The following is a 20,599-nucleotide window of genomic DNA, read 5'->3' as shown; positions in this document are numbered from 1 at the left end:
CGCGAGCACCTGGAGTCGCGCGGGTTCCGGGTTCGGACGCCGGAGCGGCTGTGCCGGGCCACTGGGCTCGTGTTTACGCGCGAGGTGTACTCGGAGCCGAAGATCTCCTCCGACGCGGTCTCTCAGGGGACACGGGCGGCGGCCGCGGCGACGGTTGCCAGCTCTTCGTCCGAGAAGCCGGCGCGGCTCAGCACCGCCAGGGACTTGTTCGTCGCCAGCGTGCACAACGCCAGTTCCGCCGCCTCCTGCTCATCGGCTCCCGCTGCTAGCAACGCCTGCTCCAGCATCGCCCGCACACCGTCGATCATGGCGCGGACCACCGCCTGGCCCTCCGCGTCGAGGGCCGGGATCTGCGTTGCCGACACCGTGAGCAGGCAGCCGTCCGGGACCGCCGGGTCGGCGATGCGGTTCAGCGTGACCTGCAGGTAGGCGGCCACGACGGCGCTCGGGCTCGGGTGCGGGCCGGACAGCGCCTGGTCGTACAGCGGGTGGTAGGTCTGCGCGTACCGTTCGAGGCTTTTCCGGAAGAGGGCGCTCTTGTCGCCGAAGGTGCTGTAGAGCGAGCTCCTGCCCAGGCCGGTGCCCTCGGTGAGGCGGTCGATCGAGGCCTCCGAATAGCCCCAGCGCCAGAAGACGTGCATCGCGCGTCGTAGCGCCTCGTCCACGTCGAACTGCTTGCGGCCCACCATGGTTCATCAGCCTACACATCTTGCACCGATCGTTCCAATATGCGTAGGGTCGCCGCCATGACAAGTTGTACCGATCGTTCCATGTTGAGTTCGCTGCGGCTGCCCGACGGGTTCACCGACGTCTTCGTCAGCCAGTTCGTGCAGCTGGACGGACTGCGGCTGCACGCGGTCACCGGCGGGAACGGCCCGCCGCTGCTGCTGGTCGGCGGGTGGCCGCAGACCTGGTACGCCTGGAGGGAAGTGATGCCCGCGCTCGCCCGCGAGCACACCGTCGTCGCCGTCGACTCGCGCGGGGCCGGGCTCTCCGACAAACCCGACGACGGTTACGACGCCGGCACGCTGGCCGCCGATCTGGTCGCGCTGATGGCCGCGCTCGGGCACGACCGGTTCGACGTGGTCGGCCACGACATCGGCATGTGGACCGGATACGCCCTCGCCGCCGACCACCCCGAACGGGTGGGCAGGCTCGCCGTCGTCGACGCCGTCATCCCCGGTCTCACGCCGATTCCGTCGGTCTTCAGTCCAGCCGCGGTCAACCAGCGGCTCTGGCACTTCGGCTTCAACCGGCTCACCGGCCTCAACGAGGAGCTGGTCCGGGGGCGGGAGCATCTCTTCTTCGGCCACCAGTTCGCCACGAAGGCCGCCATGCCGATTCCCGCGTACGCCGTCGATGTCTACGTCGACGCGATCGTCGCGGATCCTCGCGGGCTGCGGGCGAGCTTCGCGTACTACCGGGCACTGGACGAGACGATCGCGCAGAACGAGCAGCGGAAGGAGACCCGGCTGACGCTGCCGGTGCTCGCCGTCGGCGGCGCGCGGTACAGCGGCGCGTTGGTCGCCGAGACGATGCGGCTGGCTGCCGACGACGTCACCGAGGTGGTCATCGACGACTGCGGCCATTACGTGGCCGAGGAGCAGCCGGAGCGGTTCACCGAGATCCTGCGGGACTTCCTCGCCAGCGGGCTGCCAGCGCGGTGAGCGGCGTCTGCCAGGGAGCCTCGTCAGGGTCTGCGGTGTGACGATCACTCTCAACCCCGCGAGCACCGTGATGTTCACCGGCGACTCGATCACCGGCCTCTGGCGCCAGGACGGCGACGACCGGGCCGCCTACCCGCTGCAGGTGGCGGGCCGGTGGGCCTTCGAGCACCCCGACCGGCCCCTGACCTGGCTGAACACCGGCTACCGCGGCGACACGACGGCCGACCTCGAAGCCCGCTGGCAGGCCAACGTGCTCGACGCACGCCCCGACGTCCTCTCGATCCTCGCCGCGACCTACCGCCGCCTGCTCACGCCCCTCGCCGACGCCGGCACGCGGCTGATCCTCATCGAGCCTTTCCTCCTGGCGGTCGACGGCGTGGTCGAGGCCGGTGGGATGCGGATCGGTGAGCAGGAGCGCAAGCAGTGGCGTGAAGACCTGGAGCCGAAGATCGGGGTCGTGCGCGCGCTCGCCCGCGAGTACGGCGCGGAGCTGCTGGAGGCCGACCGCATGTTCACCGAACTGTCCGCGCGCAGGCCGCCAGAGCACTGGGCTGAGGACGGCGTGCATCCGACAGCCGCAGGTCACAGCGCTCTCGCGGAGGCGTGGCTGGAGCTCGTCGCCTAAACCGGACCTATTTCCGTAGGGCGTACGGTATTGTTTCCGTATGGCCTACGGAAATGGGGTGGACGGATGGCCGCCGAACGCAGCGGCGGGGGAGACCCTGCCAGGACGCTCGCGCTGCTCTGGCGCACACCGGCGGAGCCGAAGCCGGTCGGCAGGAAGCCCAAGGTGAGCGTCGACCAGATCGTCACCGCGGCGATCGCGGTGGCCGACCGCGAGGGGCTCGGCGCGATGTCGATGGCTCGTGTGGCGCAGGAACTGGCCGTCGGCACGATGTCGCTCTACACGCACGTGCCCGGCAAGGGCGAGTTGATCGACCTCATGGCCGACGCGGTGTTGCAGGAGCGCGACCTCGCGGCCGAGGGCACGTGGCGTGAACGCGTCAAGCACTACGCCGACCGCACGCGTGCGGTCTACCAGGCACATCCGTGGATGCGGGACGTGTCGATGGTGCGGCCGCCGCTCGGGCCGGGACTGATGGACGGGCAGGAGTTCGTGCTGGCCGCGCTCGCCGACTCCGGACTGGAACCGAGGCAGGTCACCGTCGCGCACGTTGCGGTCGAGGGGTTCGTGCACGGCGCGGCGGCGTCCGAAGTGGACGATCAGCAGCTCGCCGCGGTGACCGGTGAGTCCGGTGACTCGTGGTGGGGCGCACGGCAGGTGTTCTGGGACGACTACTTCGACGTCGAGCGCTACCCGGCGATGACGGCGCTGTGGAACGCCGGCGCCTACGACACCGCGGGCACGCTCGCGGACAACATGCGCAGCTCGTTCGACTACGGGCTCGACAAACTGCTGGACGGCATCGAAGGGGGCATGCGATGACGACGCTGGTGACCGGCGCGACGGGCAACGTCGGGCGGTTGGTGGTGCGAGGGCTCACCGGTCCGGTGCGGGCGATCACCCGGGATCCGGCCAAGGCGGACTTCCCTGCCCACGTCGACGTGGTGAAGGCCGACCTCGACGACCCGGACAGCATTCCGTTCGACGGCGTGGAGAAGCTGTACCTGTTCGTGCACCCGCCGACCGCGCAGGCCGTGGTCGACCGCGCGGTGCGGGCAGGCGTGCGCAAGATCGTGACGCTGTCGTCGGGCGCGGTGACCTACGGCTACGACACCAGCCACCACCTGCCGGTCGAGCAGGCCGTGGAGGCGTCCGGCGTCGAGTGGACGCACCTGCGGCCCGGCGAGTTCGCGGCCAACAAGATCGACCTCTGGGGTCCGTCGATCCGTGCGGACGGCACGATCGTGCACCCCGAGCCGGACGGGTTCGGCCAGCCGATCCACGAGGCCGACATCGCCGACGCCGCGATCAGGGTGCTGCAGGAGGACGGTCACGCGGGCAGGGCCTACGACCTGTCCGGACCGCCGCAACTCACCCAGCGGGACATGGCCCGCGACATCGGCGCCGCGATCGGCCGGGAACTGACGTTCCAGGACGTCACCGCCGACGAGGCGCTCGCCTACTACGTGAGCGTCGGCTGGCCCGAGGAGATCGCCCGCTACATCCTCGGCCTCGGCGGCTACGAGGGTGGCGAGGCCGACGACTTCTCCGACTACGAGTTCGTCGTGTCGCCGGACTACGAGAAGCTCACCGGCAAGCCGTACCGGACGTTCGAGCAGTGGGCGCGCGATCACGCGGCCGACTTCCGGGGCTGATCATCGGGTCGATTCCGCACCTCCTCGTTCGACGTACCGGTAGACGGCGAACGAGGAGGCCCGGTGCGGTTCATGGTGTTCGTCAGGAGCCCGAGACCGTTGGCGGCACGGCACGGGGACGCGCTCGTGCGCGCGGGCGTCCTGCTCGACGCCGGAGACCTCGTGCCCGGCGCGTACGGGGTGTCGGGGTACTGGCTGATCGACGTCCGCGACCAGGAGGAAGCGGTCGAACGGATCCGGCGCATCTGCCTTCCGGCGTGCGTCGTGGAAATACGTCAGGTGGCTGTGGTCTGATGCCCCCATGGGGGCTACCTCGGTGCATCGCACCATCGACGCGGTCTGGCGAATGGAGTCGGCGAAGGTCATCGCCGCGCTGGCCCGGTACACCCGCGACGTCGGACTCGCCGAGGAGATGGCCCAGGACGCGCTGGTCGCGGCCCTGGAACAGTGGCCGGCGGAAGGCGTGCCGAAGAATCCCGGCGCCTGGCTGACCACGACGGCGAAGCGGCGTGCGATCGACCAGATCCGCCGGCGCGAGAACTTCAACCGCAAGGTCGAGGAGATCGGCCGCGACGTCCAGGAGGCCACGCCCGATGCCGGTGACGGCATCGAGGACGAGATCGGCGACGACCTCCTGAGCCTGATGTTCACCGCCTGCCACCCGGTCCTGGGCACCGAGGCGCGGGTCGCGCTCACGCTGAAGATGCTGGGCGGTCTCAAGACCGAGGAGATCGCCCGCGCGTTCCTGGTCAGCGACGCGACCGTCGCCCAGCGCATCGTGCGCGCCAAGAAGGCCCTGGCCGACGCCGGGGTGCCGTTCGAGGTGCCCGAAGGCCCCGAACTCGCCACCAGGCTCGCGTCGGTGCTCGAAGTCATCTACCTGATCTTCAACGAGGGCTACTCCGCCACCCAGGGCGACGACTGGCTGCGTCCCGAACTGTGCGCCGAAGCGCTCAGGCTCGGCCGCGTGCTCGCCGAACTCGCGCCGAAGGAGGCCGAGGTCCACGGCCTGGTGGCGCTGATGGAGATCCAGGCCTCCCGCTCCAAGGCCCGCACCGGCCCCGGCGGCGAACCCGTGCTGCTGCTCGAACAGGACCGCGGCCGCTGGGACTGGCTGCTCATCGGCCGCGGCCTCAAGGCCCTCGAACGCGCCGAAGCCCTCAACCAACCGCCCGGCCCCTACTACGTGCAGGCCGCTCTCGCCGCGTGTCACGGCCGTGCGCGCAAGGCCGAGGACACCGACTGGCAGCGCATCGCCACCCTCTACCAGGTGCTCGCGGGGATCTCGCCGTCCCCGATCGTCGAGCTCAACCGTGCGGTGGCGTTGTCGATGGCCTTCGGGCCCGCCGCCGGCCTCGCGCTGGTCGACGAGATCGCGGGCGAGAAGGCGTTGCAGGGCTACCACCTGCTGCCCAGCGTGCGCGGCGACTTCCTGGCGAAGCTCGGGCGCAACGCGGAGGCGAAGGTGGAGTTCGAGAAGGCCGCCTCGCTCACCCGCAACGAACGTGAGCGGACGTTCTTGCTCGAACGCGCCGCCGCCTGCTAGCCGTGTCGTCGGAGGTGAGCAGGGCGGTGCGCGCGTTGCATCGCCGCGCGGGGTGGGCCTGCGACGCCGCGTCGGAGGCCGGTGTGCCGGGCCGATTTCGCGTGTGGGAGCAGGCGGGGGCGATGGCCGTGCTGGCCACGGATCCCGCGCTGGGATTTCTCTCGACGGTGTCGGGCGAGACGGTGCCCGCCGCGATCGACCTGGTCGACGCAGCAGACTGGCGAGGCGTCAAGCCGACGCTGGTGGTGCCGGCTGAGCCGGCAGTGGCGGCGGAGAACGCGCTGGTGACGGCGGGGTTCGCACGCATGGCCGACCGTCTGGTGGCGGTCAACCGGCTGACCGTTCAGCCCAGCCCCGAGGAAGGTGCCGGCCTCGACGTGGTCGCAGCGCGTGCGGCCGACGCGTTCGTGGAGGTGCTGCTGGCCGGATACGAGGTCGGCGGGCCGGTCGCGGCGTTCATCCGGGCCGAACATCGGCTGCCGATGATGCGGCGGTTCCTGGCCGTGGCGGGAGGAACGCCGATCGCCGCTGCCGCCATGACGATCCACGGCGATGTCGCCGTGCTGGGAGGCGCCTCGACCTTGCCCGCGTGCCGGGGCCGGGGCGCGCAGTCGCTGTTGTTGCGCCACCGCCTCCGTGTGGCCGCCGAGGCGGGTTGCGTGCTGGCGGTGGCAACGGCTCGTCCCGAGTCGGTGAGCGCCGCGAATCTGCAGAGGGCGGGGTTCCGTCTGGAGCGACGCGCGGCGTGGGCGAGGTCCTGATTCGGCGTCAGCTGAGCGCCAGCTTCAGGCCCAGCGCCGCGAACGACGCCGCGAAGAACCGGCGCAGCCACACCATCACGCGCGGCCGGGCCAGCACCCGGTCGCGCATCGACGCCGCGAACACCCCGTAGACGGCGAAGACCACGAACGTCAGCGCCATAAACACCGCGCTCAGCGTCACCATCTGCCCGAAGCCGGTCGCGAACTGCGGCAGGAACGCCACGAAGAAGATCGTCAGCTTCGGGTTGAGCAGGTTGATCAGCACCGCCGACACCACGACCTTGCGCGCCGACGCCGGTGCCGCCTCGGTGTCCACGACGAGGTCGCTCTTGTCCCGCAACGTCGCCCACGCCAGGTAGACCAGGTACGCGACACCGAGGTACTTCACGATCTCGAACGCCAGCGCGCTCGCGTGCAGCAGCGCCGCCAGCCCGGTGACCGTGGCCAGCACGTGCGGCACGATCCCCAGCGTGCAGCCGAACGCGGCGACCACGCTCGCCTTGCGGCCGTGCGCGAGACCGGCGGACAGCGTGTACAGCACGCCGGTGCCGGGTGTGGCGACCGCGATCAACGTCGTGATCAGGAATGCGAGGCTCATGCCGGTGAACTCTGCCGTCAAAGCGGTCCAGGCAGGAGAGCCAAAAACTCGCCGTGAAGTTGGACCACTTTCGATGTCGAGGATCGGTCGTGGGCTCCGTCCCAGGGACATGAGCATCAAGAGCATGCACCACGTGGGAATGACCGTCACCGACCTCGCGGCCGCCGTCGCGTTCTTCGAGGCGCTCGGCATGGAGCTGGAGGGCAAGGCGCACATGGAGGGCGAGTTCGTCGACGGCGTCATCGGGCTCGACGGCTCCAACAGCGACATCGCCATGATGAAGACGCCGGACGACCAGTACCGGATCGAGTTCAGCCAGTTCCAGACCCCTGAGAGCATCGACGGCAGCTCGCACGCGCCGATCAACGCTCTCGGGCTGCGGCACATCGCCTTCGTCATCGACGACCTCGACGACACCCTCGCCCGCCTGAAGCCGCACGGCGCCGAGCTGGTCAGGAACGTCGAGACGTACGAGAACATGCTCCGGACCTGCTACGTCCGCGGCCCCGAGGGAATCCTCGTCGAGCTGTGCCAGTACTTCAATTGAGCGCCCGCGCGTACGCCGTAGGGGAGACACCCACGGTCTGCGTGAAGTCCCGGACGAGGTGGGCCTGGTCGCTGTACCCGAGGTCAGCGGCCAGGTGCGCCCATTCCACGTCCGACTCGGCGCGTTCCAGCGCCTCGTGGATGCGGTACCGCAGGATGACCCACTTCGGGCTCACCCCGACGTAGTCCGCGAACAGCCGTTGCATCGTGCGCACCGCGACACCGCAGTCCCGCGCGAAGTCCGAGACCCGCCGGATCTCGCGGTCGTCCCGGATCCTTTGCACCAGTTCCATCGCCAGCGTCGCCTGCGGATCGGGCACGGGCCCCATCGACAGCAGGAACGCGTCGAGCGCGGCCACCCGCTCGTCTTCGTCCTCCACGTCCAGCACCAGCGACGATGGAGCGTCGAGCCGCACGTGCCGCCCGGTCCACTCCGACACCGGCTCGGCGCGGAACGGCCGGAACCCTCCCGGCCGGAACTGCACGCCCGCCACCCGGATCCGCCCGTCCAGCACACGGCTGAACAGCCCCAGCCCCACGCCGGCGATCTCCGGCTGGGCGAAGCCGCGCTCGAAGACGACGTTCACCGACGGGTGCGGCACGACGTGCGAGGTGTACGGCGCGTCCAGCTGACCGTCGATCAGCCAGTAGTGCTCCAGGTACGGCTGCAACTCGACGCACGGCATGCGGCGGCGAAACCGCACGCGGGCGAAAAGCTCGCGCGCGTCGATGATCCCCCGTGTGTCCCGGCGTGGCCCCTGCACAGCCCAGATCCTAGGTTGGCGCGTTTCTTCAAGAACGGCGAGACGCACGAAAATAGGCTCGCGACCATGAAGCTCAGCGTTCTGCTCGACCGAGCCCGCGACCACGCACTGCCCGTCATCGCGAACATCACCGACGACGACCTGACCAAGCCCACCCCGTGCGCCGACTACGACGTCCGCGCCCTGCTCGACCACCTGCTGCACGTCGTCGTGGAGTTCCAGAAACTCGCCGCGAAGCAGGACGCCGACTTCAGCCACACGCCGTCCTACCCGGACTGGCGCGAGCAGTACCCCGCCGAGTCCGCGAAGCTCGTCGAGGCCTGGGGTCAGCCCGGCGCGACCGAGGGCATCGCCGGCAACATGCAGATGCCCGCGCAGACGGTCGGCGGCCTGGTCCTGCTCGACCTCACCGTCCACGTCTCCGACCTCGCCCAGGCCACCGGCCAGCGCTTCGAGCCCGACCCCGAGGTGTTCACCGAGGTCGAAGGCCTGGTGAAGCAGATGGGCCCGATGGCCATCGAGATGAACGTGTTCAAGGCACCCGTCGAGGCACCGGCGGACGCGTCGCCGTTCGAGCAGCTCCTGGCCACCACCGGCCGCGACCCGCGCTGGAGTGCTTGACTGGTCGCATGCTGACGATCGGGATGCTGGGCGGAATGAGCTGGGAAAGCAGCGCGGAGTACTACCGGCTCGCGAACGTACTCGTACGCGAACGGCTCGGCGGCCTGCACTCCGCGAAGATCGTGCTGCACTCGGTCGACTTCGCCGAGATCGAACGCATGCAGGCCGAGGGCCGCTGGGACGACGCGGGCAAGGCGCTCGCCGAAGCCGCCGCGCAGGTGCAGGCAGGCGGCGCCGACTTCCTGCTGATCTGCACCAACACCATGCACAAGGTGTTCGACCAGGTCCAGGCCGCCGTCGACATCCCGGTGGTCCACCTCGGCGACACGACGGCGCAGGCCATCGGGCAGGCCGGCTTCGGCACGGTCGGCCTGCTCGGCACCGGCTTCACCATGGACCAGCCGTTCTACCGCGAACGCCTGGAGTCGCACGGCCTGAAGGTCCTGGTGCCCTCGGCCGAGGACCAGGCGACCGTGCACCGGATCATCTACGACGAGTTGTGCCTCGGCATCGTCCGCGAGCAGTCCCGGCGCGCCTATCAAGACGTGATCGCACGGTTCGAAGGGGCGGAGGGCGTCATCCTCGGCTGCACCGAGATCGAACTGCTGCTCTCCCAGGCTGACGTGCCGATTCCGGTGTTCCCGACCACCCGCCTGCACGTCGAGGCGGCCGTCGAACGGGCAATCCAGGCAAATCTGTGAACATGTGATGCGGAACACCCAGCAACGCCGCAACCGTGCGGAGTGTCTTAGTCACTGAGGGCTATTCCCTCCTCGGTGAACTAAGGGGAGTTCGCTTGAAACGATCACATCTCGCTGCCGGGCTGACGGCTGTCGTGGTTGCCGCCACGGCAGCCGTTCCTGTTTCGGCGGCGCCACAGGAACAAGAGGTACGCGCCGACGGGCTGACCACCAAGGTCACCCTCATCACCGGTGACGAGGTCACCGTCTCCAACGGCAAGGTCCACGCCAGAGCGGCACAGGGCAGGGAGACCGTCGGGTTCCGCAGCTTCAAGGACCCGCGCGGCGACCTGCACGTCGTCCCGCTCGACGCCCAGCACAGACTCAACACGGGCGAACTGGACGCACGGCTGTTCGACGTCTCGCTGCTGGCCAGATCCGGCTACGACGACGCGTCCAGCAAGACGCTTCCGCTGATCGTGCAGGGGCAGGGGATCAGCGCGGCGAACGCCGAGTCGTTGCCGAGCATCGACGCTCGGGCGATCGAGGTCGGCAAGAACGGCTCGTTCTGGGCCGGTGTCCGGGCGGCGGGCACCGGCAGGATCTGGCTCGACGGCAAGGTCACCGCGTCACTGGATCGCAGCGCCGCGCAGGTCGGCGCACCCCAGGCGTGGGAGAAGGGCTTCACCGGCAAGGACGTCACCGTCGCGATCCTCGACACCGGCGTCGACGAGACCCACCCTGATCTCGCGGGCGCCGTCGTGGAGTCGAAGAACTTCAGCGACAGCGACAGCACCGACGACCGCCTCGGCCACGGCACGCACGTCGCGTCGACCGTCACGGGCGACGGCAAGTACAAGGGCATCGCGCCCGACGCGAAGCTCATCAACGGCAAGGTGCTCGGCGACTACGGCGGCGGCCGGGAGAGCGACATCATCGCCGGCATGGAGTGGGCCGCGGCCAAGGCCAAGGTCGTCAACATGAGCCTCGGCAGCTCGTGGCCCGACGAGGGCACCGACCCGATGTCGCTGGCGCTCAACCAGATCACCGCGCAGACCGGCGCGTTGTTCGTCGTCGCCGCCGGCAACTCCGGTGGCGCCATCGGCTCGCCGGGATCCGCCGACGCGGCCCTCACCGTCGGCGCCGTGAACCGCGACGACACGCTCGCCGAGTTCTCCTCGCGCGGCCCGCGCTGGGTGAACAACGCCGTGAAGCCCGACATCACCGCGCCGGGCGTCGACATCGTGGCCGCCAAGGCCAAGAACGGCCAGATCGGCACGCCCGTCGACGAAGGACACGTCTCGATGTCCGGCACGTCGATGGCCACCCCGCACGTGGCGGGTGCCGCGGCGATCCTCGCCTCGAAGAACCCGGCGTGGAAGGCGGAGGACATCAAGGCCGCGCTGATGAACAGCGCCAAGCCCAACCCGTCGCTGAGCATCTACGAGCAGGGCGCCGGACGTCTCGACGTCGGCCGTGCCGTGTCCGCCGGGGTCTCCACGAACCACGGCAGCTTCTCGCTGGGCACCGCGGTGTGGCCGCACGACGACGACAAGCCCATCACGCAGAAGCTGACCTACCGCAACAACGGCGCGTCCGACGTGACGGTCGATCTCAGCGTCGCCGAGGTGAAGCCCGCCGGAGCCGGCCTGTTCAGCGTCTCGCCGGCGAAGCTGACGATCCCCGCCGGTGGAACGGCCGACGCCACGGTCACCGCCGACACGAAGGCCGCCGTCGCGGACGGCGTCTACGGCGCGGTGGTCCTGTCCTCCGACGGCGTGCGGGTGCCGATCGGCGTGGTGAAGGAGGTCGAGAGCTACGACGTGAAGCTCACGTTCCTCGACCACAACGGCAAGCCGACACCGAGCTACGACTACCGGTTCGTCAGCCTCGACCAGCCGCAGGCGTACTTCCGCTTCGACCCGTCCGGCACGCTCGTGCAGCGCCTGCCCAAGGGCAAGTTCTTCCTCGACGGCACGATCAACACCCGTGACCCCGACCCGACCAAGGGCGGCCTGACCACCACGCTGACCGAACCGGCGCTGGAGGTCACCGGCAACACCGAGGTCGTGTTCGACGCACGGCAGGGCACCCAGCCGGTGATCGCGGTCGAGCAGAAGGACGCCAAGGCCGCGCAGGCGGGTCTCGGGTTCCTGATGCAGGCCAACTGGGGCGCGACCGGCGGCACCTGGTACCTCAACTCGTTCGACTCGATCCGCGTCCGCCCGTCGAAGACGTCGTGGCCGAAGTTCGAGTTCTACGCCGAGACCGTGCAGGCAAAGCCGGACGCCAACGGCAAGTTCGACGGCAGCCCGTACCAGTACCACGTGCGGATCAGCGAGAAGACCCGCGTGCCGGAGAACCTGCAGCGCTCCGTCAAGGACCGTGAACTGGCCAAGGTCGACTCCATCACGCACGCCCGTGTGCCGGGTTCGATCGGCCAGCGCGACAACGGTGCCTCCGGCCCGCTGCCGTTGCGGCTCAAGGAGTTCTACACGCCGGGCGTCGACTGGTCCGGCGGGCTGACCGAGTTCACGAAGCTCGGCGAGTGGCCCGCTCTCGGCTCGCAGTACTCGGTCGCACCGCGGGTGTTCAAGCTCGGCCGCACCACGACCGAGCACTGGAACAGCGCCGTCTACGGGCCCGGTGTACCGCACGCCCCGGGGACCGTGCGCTTCGCCGGACGCGTGGGCAACCTGCTGCGCCTCGACCTGCCCGTGCACGGCTCGCAGGGCATGTACGGGTACTCCTCGCCGACCACCGGCCGCACCACCATCACGCTGGACGGCAAGGTCATCTCCGACCAGCCGGAGGCCGGGTACGGCAACGTCCCGGACGCGCCGGCGGAGAAGAAGCGCTACACCGTCCACACCGAGGCGACCCGCGACTCGTTCTCGTCGAAGGTGACCGCGGACTGGTCGTTCTACTCCGAGTTCGTCGCCGGTGACATGTACAAGTCGGTGCCGCTGCTCGCGGTCCGGTTCGCGCCGCAGCTCGACGCGAACAACCGCGCCGGACGCGTCGTCACCGTGCCGATCACGGTGGAGCGCAACGGAACGGGCCCCGTCACGAACATCAAGGACCCCGCTGTGCAGGTGTCCTACGACGAGGGCAAGACCTGGAAGCCGGTGCCACTGCGCAAGACGCGCGCCGGCTGGCAGGTCACGCTGATCCACCCGCACGGCGCCAAGAACGTGTCGTTCAAGGCTCGGGCGGCGGACGCGGGCGGTGACGTCCAGCAGACGATCATCCGCGCGTACGACCTGAAGTGACCGCGTGAGGGGCCGGGTCCGCCCGGCCCCTCACCGGCTCGGCGAGGTGTCGCTGCAGCCGTTCGTGCCGGAACTCCCAGACAGGCCCGGACTGCCGCAGCACGCCTCGGTCGTAGGCGTCGTCGAGGAACGTGCGCAGCCGCCACGGCAGCCTGCCGGTGAGCGGGAGCCACAGCCTGGCGATGATCAGCCAGTGACCCCACGCGGACACGGTCACCAGGTAGACCAGTGAGCCGGTGATCCAGTTGATCGCGCCTACGCCGAGCGCGTAGTTCAGCGCCGTGTACCTGCCGGAGCCGGCGAAGTCGATGATCACGTCACCGAACACGTAGGAACCCAGCCCCGCCGTCAGCCCGAACACCAGGCCTCCCAGCACCATCTGGGTGAGCGCCGACTCGCGGTTGGCCTTGAGCGAGTCACCCGGGCTCGCCGCCGCGTCGGCGTCGGCGGGTGCCTCGAACCACGCCAGAGTGCCGATGGCGGCCGCGGCGGCGGTGCCGAAGACGACGGCGAACACCGCACCGAGCACGACGCCGGCGCGCAGGGTGGTCGTGCCGGACAGCGCGGTCAGCAAGCCGCCCGCGGCACCGAAACCAGATCCGCCGACGAACGCGGTGACCACCCTCGAACGCACCTGGGCGAGCGGGATCGCGCCGGCCCTGCCGAGCCTCGGCCGGAGGCGGGACGGACTCGGGGCGATCAGCCGGAAGTGCCGGATGAGGCCGTGCGCCACGCCGAGCACCGGACCGGCGACGGCACCGTTGAACAGGCCGCCGGAGAGCTGCCGGCGCAGGCCCTCCGGATAGGTCACGCCGTACAGCAACACGGTCAGCGGAGCGCCGACCACGATGTAGATCACCGTGATCGCCAACGTCGACACGAGTGCGACCACGACGGCTTGGGACCACAGCGACGTGCCGAGTCCCCACCACGCGATGCCGGGCTCGCCGTGCCGCGCGAGGTGCCCCAGCCAGCGCCGCACCTGGTCGAGACGCCAGCGCCCGCCCGGCTCGTCGTACCGGCTGGGCAGGTAGCTGCCGAGCAGGTGCTCCTCGACGTCGCTGATGGCGGGGAACTGGCCGGTGTCCAGCAGTTCCGCCGGGTCGCGGCCGGAGGTGTCGCGGTAGATCGACCTGGCGAGGGAGACCATCAGCGGTGTGCGCAGCGCGGCGGCGACGATGTCCGAGGTGTCCAGTTTCGCGAGCACCGGACGCCACCTCGCCGCGGCGAGGCCGGAGGGCGTGGCGCGCGGCAGGTATTCGGCCAGGTCCGCCGGGGTCAGCACGTCCAGCCGGATGACGGCGGCGCGGGTGAGGACGTCGGCGGTGACCGCGTTCTCGTACTCGGCGGGCCTGCTCGTCAGCACCAGCGGGAGATCCGTGCGGCTGAGCTGCTGCAACGCCAGGCCGCGCAGGCTCGCCGCCATCTCGTCGAAGCCGTCGAGCACCGGCAGGATCAGGTCGGTGCCGACGAGTTCGGCGGCCAGCGTCAGCGATCCGGTCGCGGTGGCCGCCAGGTCCGGGTAGTCGCGGACGAGCAGTTCGGACAGCCATGCGCGGAACTCGATCCGGCGGGGGTCCCACATGGCGATGCCGACGAGCACAGGCACGGGCCTGCCGGGTTCGCGGTCGCGCAGCAGGTCCAGCGTCAACCGGGTGGCCAGCACCGTCTTGCCCGAACCGGCGGCGCCCAGCACCACCAGCCTGCCGGTCGGCACACGCCGGTAGACCGCGGCGATCTCCCCGAACCCGCCGTCGAGCGGCTGGGCGTCGATGTTCTCCGCGTGGTCGCTCAGCTCACCGAACACGTGCTCCCAGCGCACCGGCAACGGAAAAGGATCGTGGACCTGTTCGTGTTCGTATTCCCGGCGCAATCGAATTCGCACGTGCGTCGCGAGTTCATCGGCTGCCTGGTCCTGCCGAGTCGACTGCATGGGCACGCGAACCTGTTCCGGTTTCTGTCCGGTCGCCAGCGCGAAGAACGCTTTCCGCTCGGCCTCGGACAACGGTAAGGCGTCTGCCAGCTGTTTCACGGTCGACGCCTGCGGATTGGCGCGCTCACCGCTCTCGTAACGGCGAATCGTGCGGACGGCGACTTCCGAACGACCGGCGAGTCCTTCCTGGGTCAGCAATGCGCGGACCCGGAACTCGCTCAACGCCTCTCCGAACGTGCGTGCCACCATCGGCCCCCTCTTTCTGATTTCCACTCCCCGCCGCGGACCTTATCGGCAGCGTCGGCACAGATGGCCGGTCCGCGGCATGGAGATGTCCGGTGCCCGATCGACACTGTGATCGGCATGGACGTATCCGCGCTGGCAGGCCGCGCAGTTGAGTTGGTCGCAAACGAGATGATCACCACAGAATCACCCGATGGGGCGAACCGTGAGGAGGTCGCCGGGCTGTGGCGACTGGTCGCGCACCGCCTCGGAGCGTCAGAGCTGGGCGGCACCCTGCTCGGGCGCCTGCGGGAACAGCCCGATGACCAGGGAAGACGTGCCATGGCCTCGTCCGCTTTGGCGCAGTCGGCCGCCGCGGACCCGGCCTTCCTGGCCACGCTGCACCAGGCCGTGCACGGCACCCCCGTGCCGCAGAGCACGATCAGCCACCAGGCCAACGTCAGCGTCGGCGGGGCCAACTCGGGCGACATCGCCGGCGGCAGCATCGACAAGTCCACCCACCGCAAGACCCGGATCAGCACCGGTGGCTGGATCGTGGCCGGACTGGTCGCGCTCACCGTCGGCGGCACCACCGTCGTGGCCGCGACGAGTGGGCAGACGGATCCGAGTGAAATCGGCATGGAAAGAACCGAAGAGGGAGTGCGCGAGGCCACGACCGGCTACATCGAGGCGTTCCTCGCCAAGGACGCTGATCGAACCTGCGCTTTCATCAAGAGCTCCAAGAGGAGAGGAACCCTCGCTGAAACCTGCGTCGAGTACCTCGACAACCGGGTGTTCAGCGCGATCTCGGCCGACTGGTTCGACAGGATGGACGAGGTCGCGGTGAGCGAAGTCGAGTTCTTCCGGAATCTCGCCAGGGCCGATGCTCATTTGAAGGTGGGCACGGAGAAGGTCACGCCCCCAGTTCATCTCGAATACGAGAGCGGCCGCTGGTTCATCGACGTCGACATCACCAGGCTGGGCGATCTCGACTGATTTGCCACGTCCTTGCGAGGGCTGGTGACGTGAACACGTCACCAGCCCTTCCGCCGCTACTTCTCGTACGGTGCCAGGGTTTCCGGGTCCACGTCGGGCGCGCTCATGATCGGGTGCACCTCGATCGGCTGGTTCAGGATCTTCCCGCCCGGACCGGGGCACGCCGAGGCCTTGCGGGCGATCTCCAGCAGCCGTTCCCGGCTGTCGACCTCGACCACCCAGTACCCGGCGATGACCTCCTTGGACTCGGCGAACGGCCCGTCGACCACGACCGGCCCGTCGTCTCCGCCGCGCACCACGAACGCCCGCGCCGGGCCGCTCAGTCCCTCGGACTGCAGCAGCTCACCGGACGCGCGCAGCTCGGCGTCCAGGTCGCGCATGTAGGCGATCATGCGGTGCATGTCCTCGTCGGACCAGGCGGCCAGGCCTTCCCAGTCCTCCTGGCTGCCGCCGTAGCTGACCAGCATGTACTTCACTTCCACTCCCCACCGGTAGCGCGAGCCTTGATCTCCTGCACGGCCCAGCTGTTGCCGTCCGGGTCGTCGAAGAAGATGAACGACCCTCCGTCCGCCTCGTTCATCCGCACGATCTCGCCGACCTCGACACCGCGTTCGACGAGCTGCGCACGGGCCTTCTCCAGGTCCGACACGACGAGCTGCACGCCCTTGAGCGTCCCCGGCTCGCCCTTGACGATGCCTTTGCCCATGACGATCGAGCAGCCGGAGCCGGGCGGGGTGAGCTGCAGGACCCGTGTGTCCTCGTTGAACGTCGTGTCGTGATCGACCTTGAATCCGAGCTGCTCGGAGTAGAACTGCTTCGACCGGTCGAGATCCGACACCGGTACGACGATCACTTCCAGGGTCCAGTCCATGTTCGTTCCTCTCAGCGGCTGCCCTACACGGACCCGTCGAAGTGCTCAGAGATTTTTCGACATGGGGTCCCGGCCCACATACCCGAGCAGCCTGTCCTGCAGCGGAGCGTCTGGCGGCACCTTCACCTCGGCGCCGTAGACCTCGATGCCGGGACCGAACGCGCCGGGTGTGCGGAAGCGTTCCATCAGGTCGGCGGGCACGGCCGTCGCGGTGGCCCAGAGCCGTTCCACGTCGGTCGCGGGGATGGTCTCGTCCTGGCCGGTGGCGCGGGCGAGGTCCCAGCCGTGCAACACCAGGTCGTCGCTCACGACCTGGTCGACGTGGTCTTCCAGCGTCATCGGGCCCGCGGGCGTGGAGACCTCGCTGCGCGCCCGGTCCGACTCCAGCGCTTCCTGGACCTGGCGGCGTGCCTCGCGGAAGTCCGTGAGCGGGTCCTCTGTGCGTGGGATCGGTTGGCCGAGCATCACGCCGTGCATGTCGATGACGTGGTCCACGACCTCAAGCGCGGTCCACTGTGCACACGGCGACTGGTTGCCCCACTGCTCCGAGCGCACGTTCGCGACCTTCGTCTCGAACGCCTCCGCACGAGCCCTGTATCTCTCCGCGATCATGGCCTCACTCCTCGACTGCGCCGCCGATCTCGCGCAGGTGTTCGCGGAACGTGCGTCCGCTCGCCAGGTACTCGCCGAACCGCAGCTGGCTGCGCAGGGACTCACCCTGCCGCACGCGGTCCGCCTGCGCTCGTTCGACGTCCCGGATGCCGCGTGCCTTCACGATGAGCGCCTCCGCGTCCGAGGCCGGCACGAACAGCACACCGTCGTCGTCACCGAACACGATGTCGTCGGACGTGACGGTCCACTGGTCGATCGCGGCCGTCGAGAGAGCCTCGGGCGCACGGTCACGCAGGCTCAACGGTCCCGTGGGGTTCGCGCCGAGGCTGAACACCGGCAGTCCGATCGTGCGAATGTCCTGCGTGTCGCGGTGCAGCCCCCAGATGACCACGCCCGCGAGCCCGGCCTGCTGCGCCTCGAGGGCGATCAGGTCGCCCACGCAGGCCTCGTCGGCGCGGCCGTCGTTGTCGACGACCAGCACGTCGCCGGGCTCGCTGCGCTCGATGGCCTCCAGGAAGATGTCGACGCTGCCCGCGTGCCGGGCGGGCAGCACGCGGCCGCAGGTCCTGGCGCCGGGGATGACCGGCGTCAGGGTGACGGTGCGGACCGGGATGTTCGCCCGGATGCAGGCGTCGGCCAGATGTGCGGTGGTGAGATCCAGTTCGGCAAGATCCATGGGCGCATTCTTACGCCGAGACCTTCTCCTCGGCGGAATCGGTGCGAAGAACGTTCGCTGAGACCGCTGCGACCAGGCACAACGCCACCGGCAGCAGGAACGCGATATTGAGCGGCACGATGTGGGTCAGCCAGCCGATCACCGCCGGTCCGGCGAGTACGCCGAGGTAGCCGAGCCCGGCCACGCGCGAGACGTTGGCGCCCGCCGCACCGGGTTCCGCGTGCCCGGCGGCGCTGAAGAGCTGCGGCACCGTGCCCGACAGGCCGATGCCGGCGACCGCCCAGCCCACCAGCGCGAGCCAGATCGACGGCGAGAGCGCCGCGGTCGCGATGCCCGCCGCGCCGATCACCGAACCCCAGCGCAGCACCGCCACGGGACCGACCTTCGCGGTGATCCGGTCCGCGAGCAGCCGTCCGACGGTCATCGTCGTGGCGAACGCGCCGTAGGCCAGGGCCGCGATCTGCGGCGGGGCGTCGAGGACGTCCTGCAGGTGCAGCACGCTCCAGTCGTTGGCCGCGCCCTCGCTCAGCATCACCAGAAGGGCGAGCACGGCCATGATCCAGATCCGGCGCGGCACCTTGCGCTTGCCGGTCTGCGCGGCGGCGTGCTGCTCCTCCTTCTCGTCGAGCAGCAGCCTCGCGGTCACCAGGCTGACGACGACGCCGAGCACGGCGGCGGCACCGAGGGTGGTGGCGGGGGAGAGTTCCCAGCTCAGCGTCCGTGCGCCGGTCAATGCGGCGGCGACACCGCCGAGGGACCACGTCGCGTGGAACGCCGACATGACGGGACGCTTGTAGTGCCGTTCCACCACCACGGCGTGCGCGTTCATGCTGACGTCGATCAGGCCGTTGCCGATGCCGAAGATGAGCAGTGCCGCACCGAGCGTCCACTGGTTGACGGCCACACCGGGCAGGAAGGCCGTGACGCTGCAGAACACACCCGCGGCGGGCACGACCAGCTTCACGCCCACACGGTCGGTGAACTTGCCACCGAGCCGCATGCCGATGAACGCGCCCAGACCGAGCAGGAGCAGCAACCGGCCGAGTTCGGCGTGGTTGATGCCCGTGCGGTCCTCGACCGTCGGGATGTGCACGAGCCACAGACCGAGCAGGAACCCGTTGAGCCCGAAGTACGTGAAGGTGGCCACCCGCGCGGCCCTGAGAGCGTTCACATGCACAAGCTAACGAACGGTTCGTCTGTTCGAAAGATTGAGTTTCGAACATCACTCGTGTTCAATCACGGCCGTGTCCCGACTGAAGCAGATCACCGAGGCGGTCCGCGACGCCGGCTCCCTCGGCGTGGCGGACCTGGCGACGATGACCGGCGCCTCCGAGATGACCATCCGCCGCGACCTGGAGGTCCTCGCAGCTCAGGGTGTTCTCGAACGCTATCGCGGCGGGGCCAGGAGCCTGTTGCTGCGTGGTGAGGAACCGCCGTTCGCGCTGCGCTCGGACGAGAACATGGACGCCAAGCGCCGCATCGCCGCCGCCGTGGCCGGTCTGATCGCGGACGGTGAGTCCGTCGTGCTGGACAGCGGCACGACCTGCCTCGAGGTGGCGCGCCTGCTGCACGACCGGCGCGTGACCGTCATGCCGTTGTCGCTGCACGCCGTGAACGCGCTGTCTTCGTCGTCGACGCTCACGCTGCTCGTGCCCGGCGGCCGACCGCGCCCCGGCGAACTCGCCCTGACCGGCCCGCTGACCTTGGCCTCGCTCCAAGCACTGCGCTTCGACACCGCCGTGATCGGCTGCTGCGGGCTGTCCGCGGCACACGGCATGACCGCTTTCGACCTGGAGGACGCCTCGGTGAAACGAGCCGCCATCACCTCGGCCCGGCGCGTGATCGCCGCCGTCGACGCCTCGAAACTGACCCGCACCGCCCTCGCCCACGTCGCCCCGGTGTCCGCACTGCACGCCGTGGTCACCGACGCGGACGGCGACGACGGCCTGACCGCCGCCGGCGTCACGGTGGTGACCGCATGATCATCCTGTTCGACATGTTCGGCGTGATCGCCCGCGACCAGTCGCCCGAGGTCATGGCCACGATGAGCACCGACGCGGACTTCTGGGACGCCTACTGGGCGCACCGGCCCGGCTACGACCGCGGCGACGTGACGGCGGAGGAGTACTGGGCGCTCGTCGGCCACCCGCCGCTCGTGGAGAAGGACGTCGCGAGCTGGAGCCGCGTCGACTACGAGATGGTCGCGCTGCTGCACGAACTGCACAACGCGGGTCAGCGCATCGCGTTGCTGTCCAACATCCCCGAGGACCACGCACAGAACTTCGAACGCACCTACGCGTGGCTGGACCTGTTCGAAGTGCGCGCGTTCTCGTGCCGCATCGGCCACGCCAAGCCGGAACGCGCGGCCTTCGAGTGGTGCCGTGACGCGCTGGGCGACGACGAGATCCTGTTCGTGGACGACCGGCTGGAGAACGTGCGGGCCGCCGAACTGACCGGGATGCGCGGACACCACTTCACCGGCATCGATGGACTGCGCGAATTGCTTCGCACGACGCACGTGTAACAAAGATTCATTGGCGACCGAAGTCCGGGC

General features: G+C 69.5%; 23 protein-coding genes. 14 read left to right on the top strand and 9 right to left on the bottom strand.

Annotated elements, in window-relative coordinates; genetic code table 11:
- Positions 1–122: 122 nt before the first annotated feature.
- Positions 123–689, bottom strand: coding sequence for a TetR/AcrR family transcriptional regulator (locus OG205_RS08925; RefSeq protein ID WP_330275776.1), 567 nt, complete (start codon positions 687–689; stop codon positions 123–125).
- 81 nt (positions 690–770) lie between these two features.
- Here OG205_RS08925 and OG205_RS08920 point away from each other — a divergent pair, with 81 nt between their 5' ends.
- The 7 genes from OG205_RS08920 to OG205_RS08890 all read left to right on the top strand — a co-directional run bounded on the left by OG205_RS08920 (position 771) and on the right by OG205_RS08890 (position 6,254).
- On the top strand, positions 771–1,667 hold the full coding sequence (locus OG205_RS08920) for an alpha/beta fold hydrolase (RefSeq protein WP_330275775.1): 897 nt from the start codon (positions 771–773) through the stop codon (positions 1,665–1,667).
- 37 nt (positions 1,668–1,704) lie between these two features.
- Positions 1,705–2,292, top strand: coding sequence for a GDSL-type esterase/lipase family protein (locus OG205_RS08915; RefSeq protein ID WP_330275774.1), 588 nt, complete (start codon positions 1,705–1,707; stop codon positions 2,290–2,292).
- Positions 2,293–2,358: 66 nt separating this feature from the next.
- Positions 2,359–3,114 carry a TetR/AcrR family transcriptional regulator gene (locus OG205_RS08910; protein WP_330275773.1) on the top strand — a complete coding sequence of 252 codons (756 nt, stop codon included), beginning with the start codon at positions 2,359–2,361 and terminating at the stop codon, positions 3,112–3,114.
- Positions 3,111–3,947: an NAD(P)H-binding protein gene (locus OG205_RS08905; RefSeq protein ID WP_330275772.1), complete on the top strand. Its 837-nt coding sequence runs from the start codon at positions 3,111–3,113 to the stop codon at positions 3,945–3,947. Before OG205_RS08910 ends, OG205_RS08905 begins: the two co-directional genes overlap by 4 nt.
- Positions 3,948–4,010: 63 nt before the next feature.
- Complete coding sequence (locus tag OG205_RS08900; protein WP_330275771.1) at positions 4,011–4,241, top strand: hypothetical protein; 231 nt, start codon at positions 4,011–4,013, stop codon at positions 4,239–4,241.
- 7 nt (positions 4,242–4,248) lie between these two features.
- Positions 4,249–5,493: an RNA polymerase sigma factor gene (locus OG205_RS08895; RefSeq protein ID WP_330275770.1), complete on the top strand. Its 1,245-nt coding sequence runs from the start codon at positions 4,249–4,251 to the stop codon at positions 5,491–5,493.
- Positions 5,494–5,495: 2 nt separating this feature from the next.
- Positions 5,496–6,254 carry a GNAT family N-acetyltransferase gene (locus OG205_RS08890; RefSeq protein ID WP_330275769.1) on the top strand — a complete coding sequence of 253 codons (759 nt, stop codon included), beginning with the start codon at positions 5,496–5,498 and terminating at the stop codon, positions 6,252–6,254.
- A 7-nt stretch (positions 6,255–6,261) separates the two neighbouring features.
- Here the strand turns inward: OG205_RS08890 and OG205_RS08885 are convergent, their stop codons facing one another.
- Positions 6,262–6,852 (bottom strand): LysE family translocator, encoded by a 591-nt coding sequence (locus OG205_RS08885; RefSeq protein WP_330275768.1) that lies wholly within the window; start codon positions 6,850–6,852, stop codon positions 6,262–6,264.
- A gap of 124 nt (positions 6,853–6,976) precedes the next feature.
- Here OG205_RS08885 and OG205_RS08880 point away from each other — a divergent pair, with 124 nt between their 5' ends.
- Positions 6,977–7,399 carry a VOC family protein gene (locus OG205_RS08880; protein WP_330275767.1) on the top strand — a complete coding sequence of 141 codons (423 nt, stop codon included), beginning with the start codon at positions 6,977–6,979 and terminating at the stop codon, positions 7,397–7,399.
- Here OG205_RS08880 and OG205_RS08875 read toward each other — a convergent pair.
- Complete coding sequence (locus OG205_RS08875; RefSeq protein WP_330275766.1) at positions 7,392–8,162, bottom strand: AraC family transcriptional regulator; 771 nt, start codon at positions 8,160–8,162, stop codon at positions 7,392–7,394. The genes OG205_RS08880 and OG205_RS08875 overlap by 8 nt on opposite strands.
- Positions 8,163–8,228: 66 nt before the next feature.
- Between OG205_RS08875 and OG205_RS08870 the strand changes: the two genes are divergently transcribed.
- The 3 genes from OG205_RS08870 (at position 8,229) to OG205_RS08860 (ending at position 12,735) form a co-directional block, all read left to right on the top strand.
- Positions 8,229–8,783: a TIGR03086 family metal-binding protein gene (locus OG205_RS08870; RefSeq protein ID WP_330275765.1), complete on the top strand. Its 555-nt coding sequence runs from the start codon at positions 8,229–8,231 to the stop codon at positions 8,781–8,783.
- Between the two features lie 8 nt (positions 8,784–8,791).
- A complete protein-coding gene (locus OG205_RS08865; RefSeq protein WP_330275764.1) occupies positions 8,792–9,484 on the top strand; it encodes an aspartate/glutamate racemase family protein in 693 nt (230 codons plus the stop codon).
- A gap of 95 nt (positions 9,485–9,579) precedes the next feature.
- Positions 9,580–12,735, top strand: a complete 3,156-nt coding sequence (locus OG205_RS08860) for a S8 family serine peptidase (protein ID WP_330275763.1) — start codon at positions 9,580–9,582, stop codon at positions 12,733–12,735.
- Here the strand turns inward: OG205_RS08860 and OG205_RS08855 are convergent.
- The gene (locus tag OG205_RS08855) at positions 12,710–14,917 is read right to left on the bottom strand and encodes an NACHT domain-containing protein (protein ID WP_330275762.1); all 2,208 of its coding nucleotides are present in this window, start codon (positions 14,915–14,917) and stop codon (positions 12,710–12,712) included. The two genes, OG205_RS08860 and OG205_RS08855, sit on opposite strands and share 26 nt — an antisense overlap.
- A 165-nt stretch (positions 14,918–15,082) precedes the next feature.
- On the opposite strand from OG205_RS08855, the gene OG205_RS08850 reads away from it, so the two are divergent.
- Positions 15,083–15,886 carry a hypothetical protein gene (locus OG205_RS08850; protein WP_330275761.1) on the top strand — a complete coding sequence of 268 codons (804 nt, stop codon included), beginning with the start codon at positions 15,083–15,085 and terminating at the stop codon, positions 15,884–15,886.
- 56 nt (positions 15,887–15,942) lie between these two features.
- On the opposite strand, the gene OG205_RS08845 is transcribed toward OG205_RS08850, so the two are convergent.
- Genes OG205_RS08845 through OG205_RS08825 form a run of 5 tightly spaced genes read right to left on the bottom strand, consistent with a single transcriptional unit; the run spans position 15,943 to position 19,216 of the window.
- Positions 15,943–16,353 carry a YciI family protein gene (locus OG205_RS08845; protein WP_330278131.1) on the bottom strand — a complete coding sequence of 137 codons (411 nt, stop codon included), beginning with the start codon at positions 16,351–16,353 and terminating at the stop codon, positions 15,943–15,945.
- A 5-nt stretch (positions 16,354–16,358) separates the two neighbouring features.
- Positions 16,359–16,757: a VOC family protein gene (locus OG205_RS08840; protein ID WP_319980523.1), complete on the bottom strand. Its 399-nt coding sequence runs from the start codon at positions 16,755–16,757 to the stop codon at positions 16,359–16,361.
- A 45-nt stretch (positions 16,758–16,802) separates the two neighbouring features.
- A complete protein-coding gene (locus OG205_RS08835; protein WP_330275760.1) occupies positions 16,803–17,369 on the bottom strand; it encodes a TIGR03086 family metal-binding protein in 567 nt (188 codons plus the stop codon).
- 4 nt (positions 17,370–17,373) lie between these two features.
- Entirely contained in the window at positions 17,374–18,045 is a 672-nt protein-coding gene (locus tag OG205_RS08830) for an RraA family protein (protein ID WP_330275759.1), read from the bottom strand.
- Between the two features lie 10 nt (positions 18,046–18,055).
- A complete protein-coding gene (locus tag OG205_RS08825) occupies positions 18,056–19,216 on the bottom strand; it encodes an MFS transporter (RefSeq protein ID WP_330275758.1) in 1,161 nt (386 codons plus the stop codon).
- A gap of 73 nt (positions 19,217–19,289) precedes the next feature.
- On the opposite strand from OG205_RS08825, the gene OG205_RS08820 reads away from it, so the two are divergent.
- Positions 19,290–20,027, top strand: coding sequence for a DeoR/GlpR family DNA-binding transcription regulator (locus OG205_RS08820; RefSeq protein WP_330275757.1), 738 nt, complete (start codon positions 19,290–19,292; stop codon positions 20,025–20,027).
- On the top strand, positions 20,024–20,569 hold the full coding sequence (locus OG205_RS08815) for an HAD family hydrolase (RefSeq protein WP_330275756.1): 546 nt from the start codon (positions 20,024–20,026) through the stop codon (positions 20,567–20,569). Before OG205_RS08820 ends, OG205_RS08815 begins: the two co-directional genes overlap by 4 nt.
- The last annotated feature ends 30 nt before the right edge of the window (positions 20,570–20,599 follow it).

Origin of the sequence: Lentzea sp. NBC_00516 (genome assembly GCF_036346835.1) — a bacterium.
Classification (GTDB): Bacteria; Actinomycetota; Actinomycetes; order Mycobacteriales; family Pseudonocardiaceae; genus Lentzea; species Lentzea sokolovensis.
Note: the sequence above shows the minus strand (reverse complement) of the source record. Positions and strands in the feature narration are given on the sequence as shown.

What these genes read in the sequence shown, in the direction of transcription:
- OG205_RS08925 (WP_330275776.1), bottom strand. Translation starts at nt 689, where the DNA reads ATGGTGGGCCGCAAGCAGTTCGACGTGGACGAGGCGCTACGACGCGCG.
- OG205_RS08920 (WP_330275775.1), top strand. Translation starts at nt 771, where the DNA reads ATGTTGAGTTCGCTGCGGCTGCCCGACGGGTTCACCGACGTCTTCGTC.
- OG205_RS08910 (WP_330275773.1), top strand. Translation starts at nt 2,359, where the DNA reads ATGGCCGCCGAACGCAGCGGCGGGGGAGACCCTGCCAGGACGCTCGCG.
- OG205_RS08905 (WP_330275772.1), top strand. Translation starts at nt 3,111, where the DNA reads ATGACGACGCTGGTGACCGGCGCGACGGGCAACGTCGGGCGGTTGGTG.
- OG205_RS08895 (WP_330275770.1), top strand. Translation starts at nt 4,249, where the DNA reads ATGGGGGCTACCTCGGTGCATCGCACCATCGACGCGGTCTGGCGAATG.
- OG205_RS08885 (WP_330275768.1), bottom strand. Translation starts at nt 6,852, where the DNA reads ATGAGCCTCGCATTCCTGATCACGACGTTGATCGCGGTCGCCACACCC.
- OG205_RS08880 (WP_330275767.1), top strand. Translation starts at nt 6,977, where the DNA reads ATGCACCACGTGGGAATGACCGTCACCGACCTCGCGGCCGCCGTCGCG.
- OG205_RS08870 (WP_330275765.1), top strand. Translation starts at nt 8,229, where the DNA reads ATGAAGCTCAGCGTTCTGCTCGACCGAGCCCGCGACCACGCACTGCCC.
- OG205_RS08865 (WP_330275764.1), top strand. Translation starts at nt 8,792, where the DNA reads ATGCTGACGATCGGGATGCTGGGCGGAATGAGCTGGGAAAGCAGCGCG.
- OG205_RS08855 (WP_330275762.1), bottom strand. Translation starts at nt 14,917, where the DNA reads ATGGTGGCACGCACGTTCGGAGAGGCGTTGAGCGAGTTCCGGGTCCGC.
- OG205_RS08850 (WP_330275761.1), top strand. Translation starts at nt 15,083, where the DNA reads ATGATCACCACAGAATCACCCGATGGGGCGAACCGTGAGGAGGTCGCC.
- OG205_RS08845 (WP_330278131.1), bottom strand. Translation starts at nt 16,353, where the DNA reads ATGCTGGTCAGCTACGGCGGCAGCCAGGAGGACTGGGAAGGCCTGGCC.
- OG205_RS08840 (WP_319980523.1), bottom strand. Translation starts at nt 16,757, where the DNA reads ATGGACTGGACCCTGGAAGTGATCGTCGTACCGGTGTCGGATCTCGAC.
- OG205_RS08835 (WP_330275760.1), bottom strand. Translation starts at nt 17,369, where the DNA reads ATGATCGCGGAGAGATACAGGGCTCGTGCGGAGGCGTTCGAGACGAAG.
- OG205_RS08830 (WP_330275759.1), bottom strand. Translation starts at nt 18,045, where the DNA reads ATGGATCTTGCCGAACTGGATCTCACCACCGCACATCTGGCCGACGCC.
- OG205_RS08815 (WP_330275756.1), top strand. Translation starts at nt 20,024, where the DNA reads ATGATCATCCTGTTCGACATGTTCGGCGTGATCGCCCGCGACCAGTCG.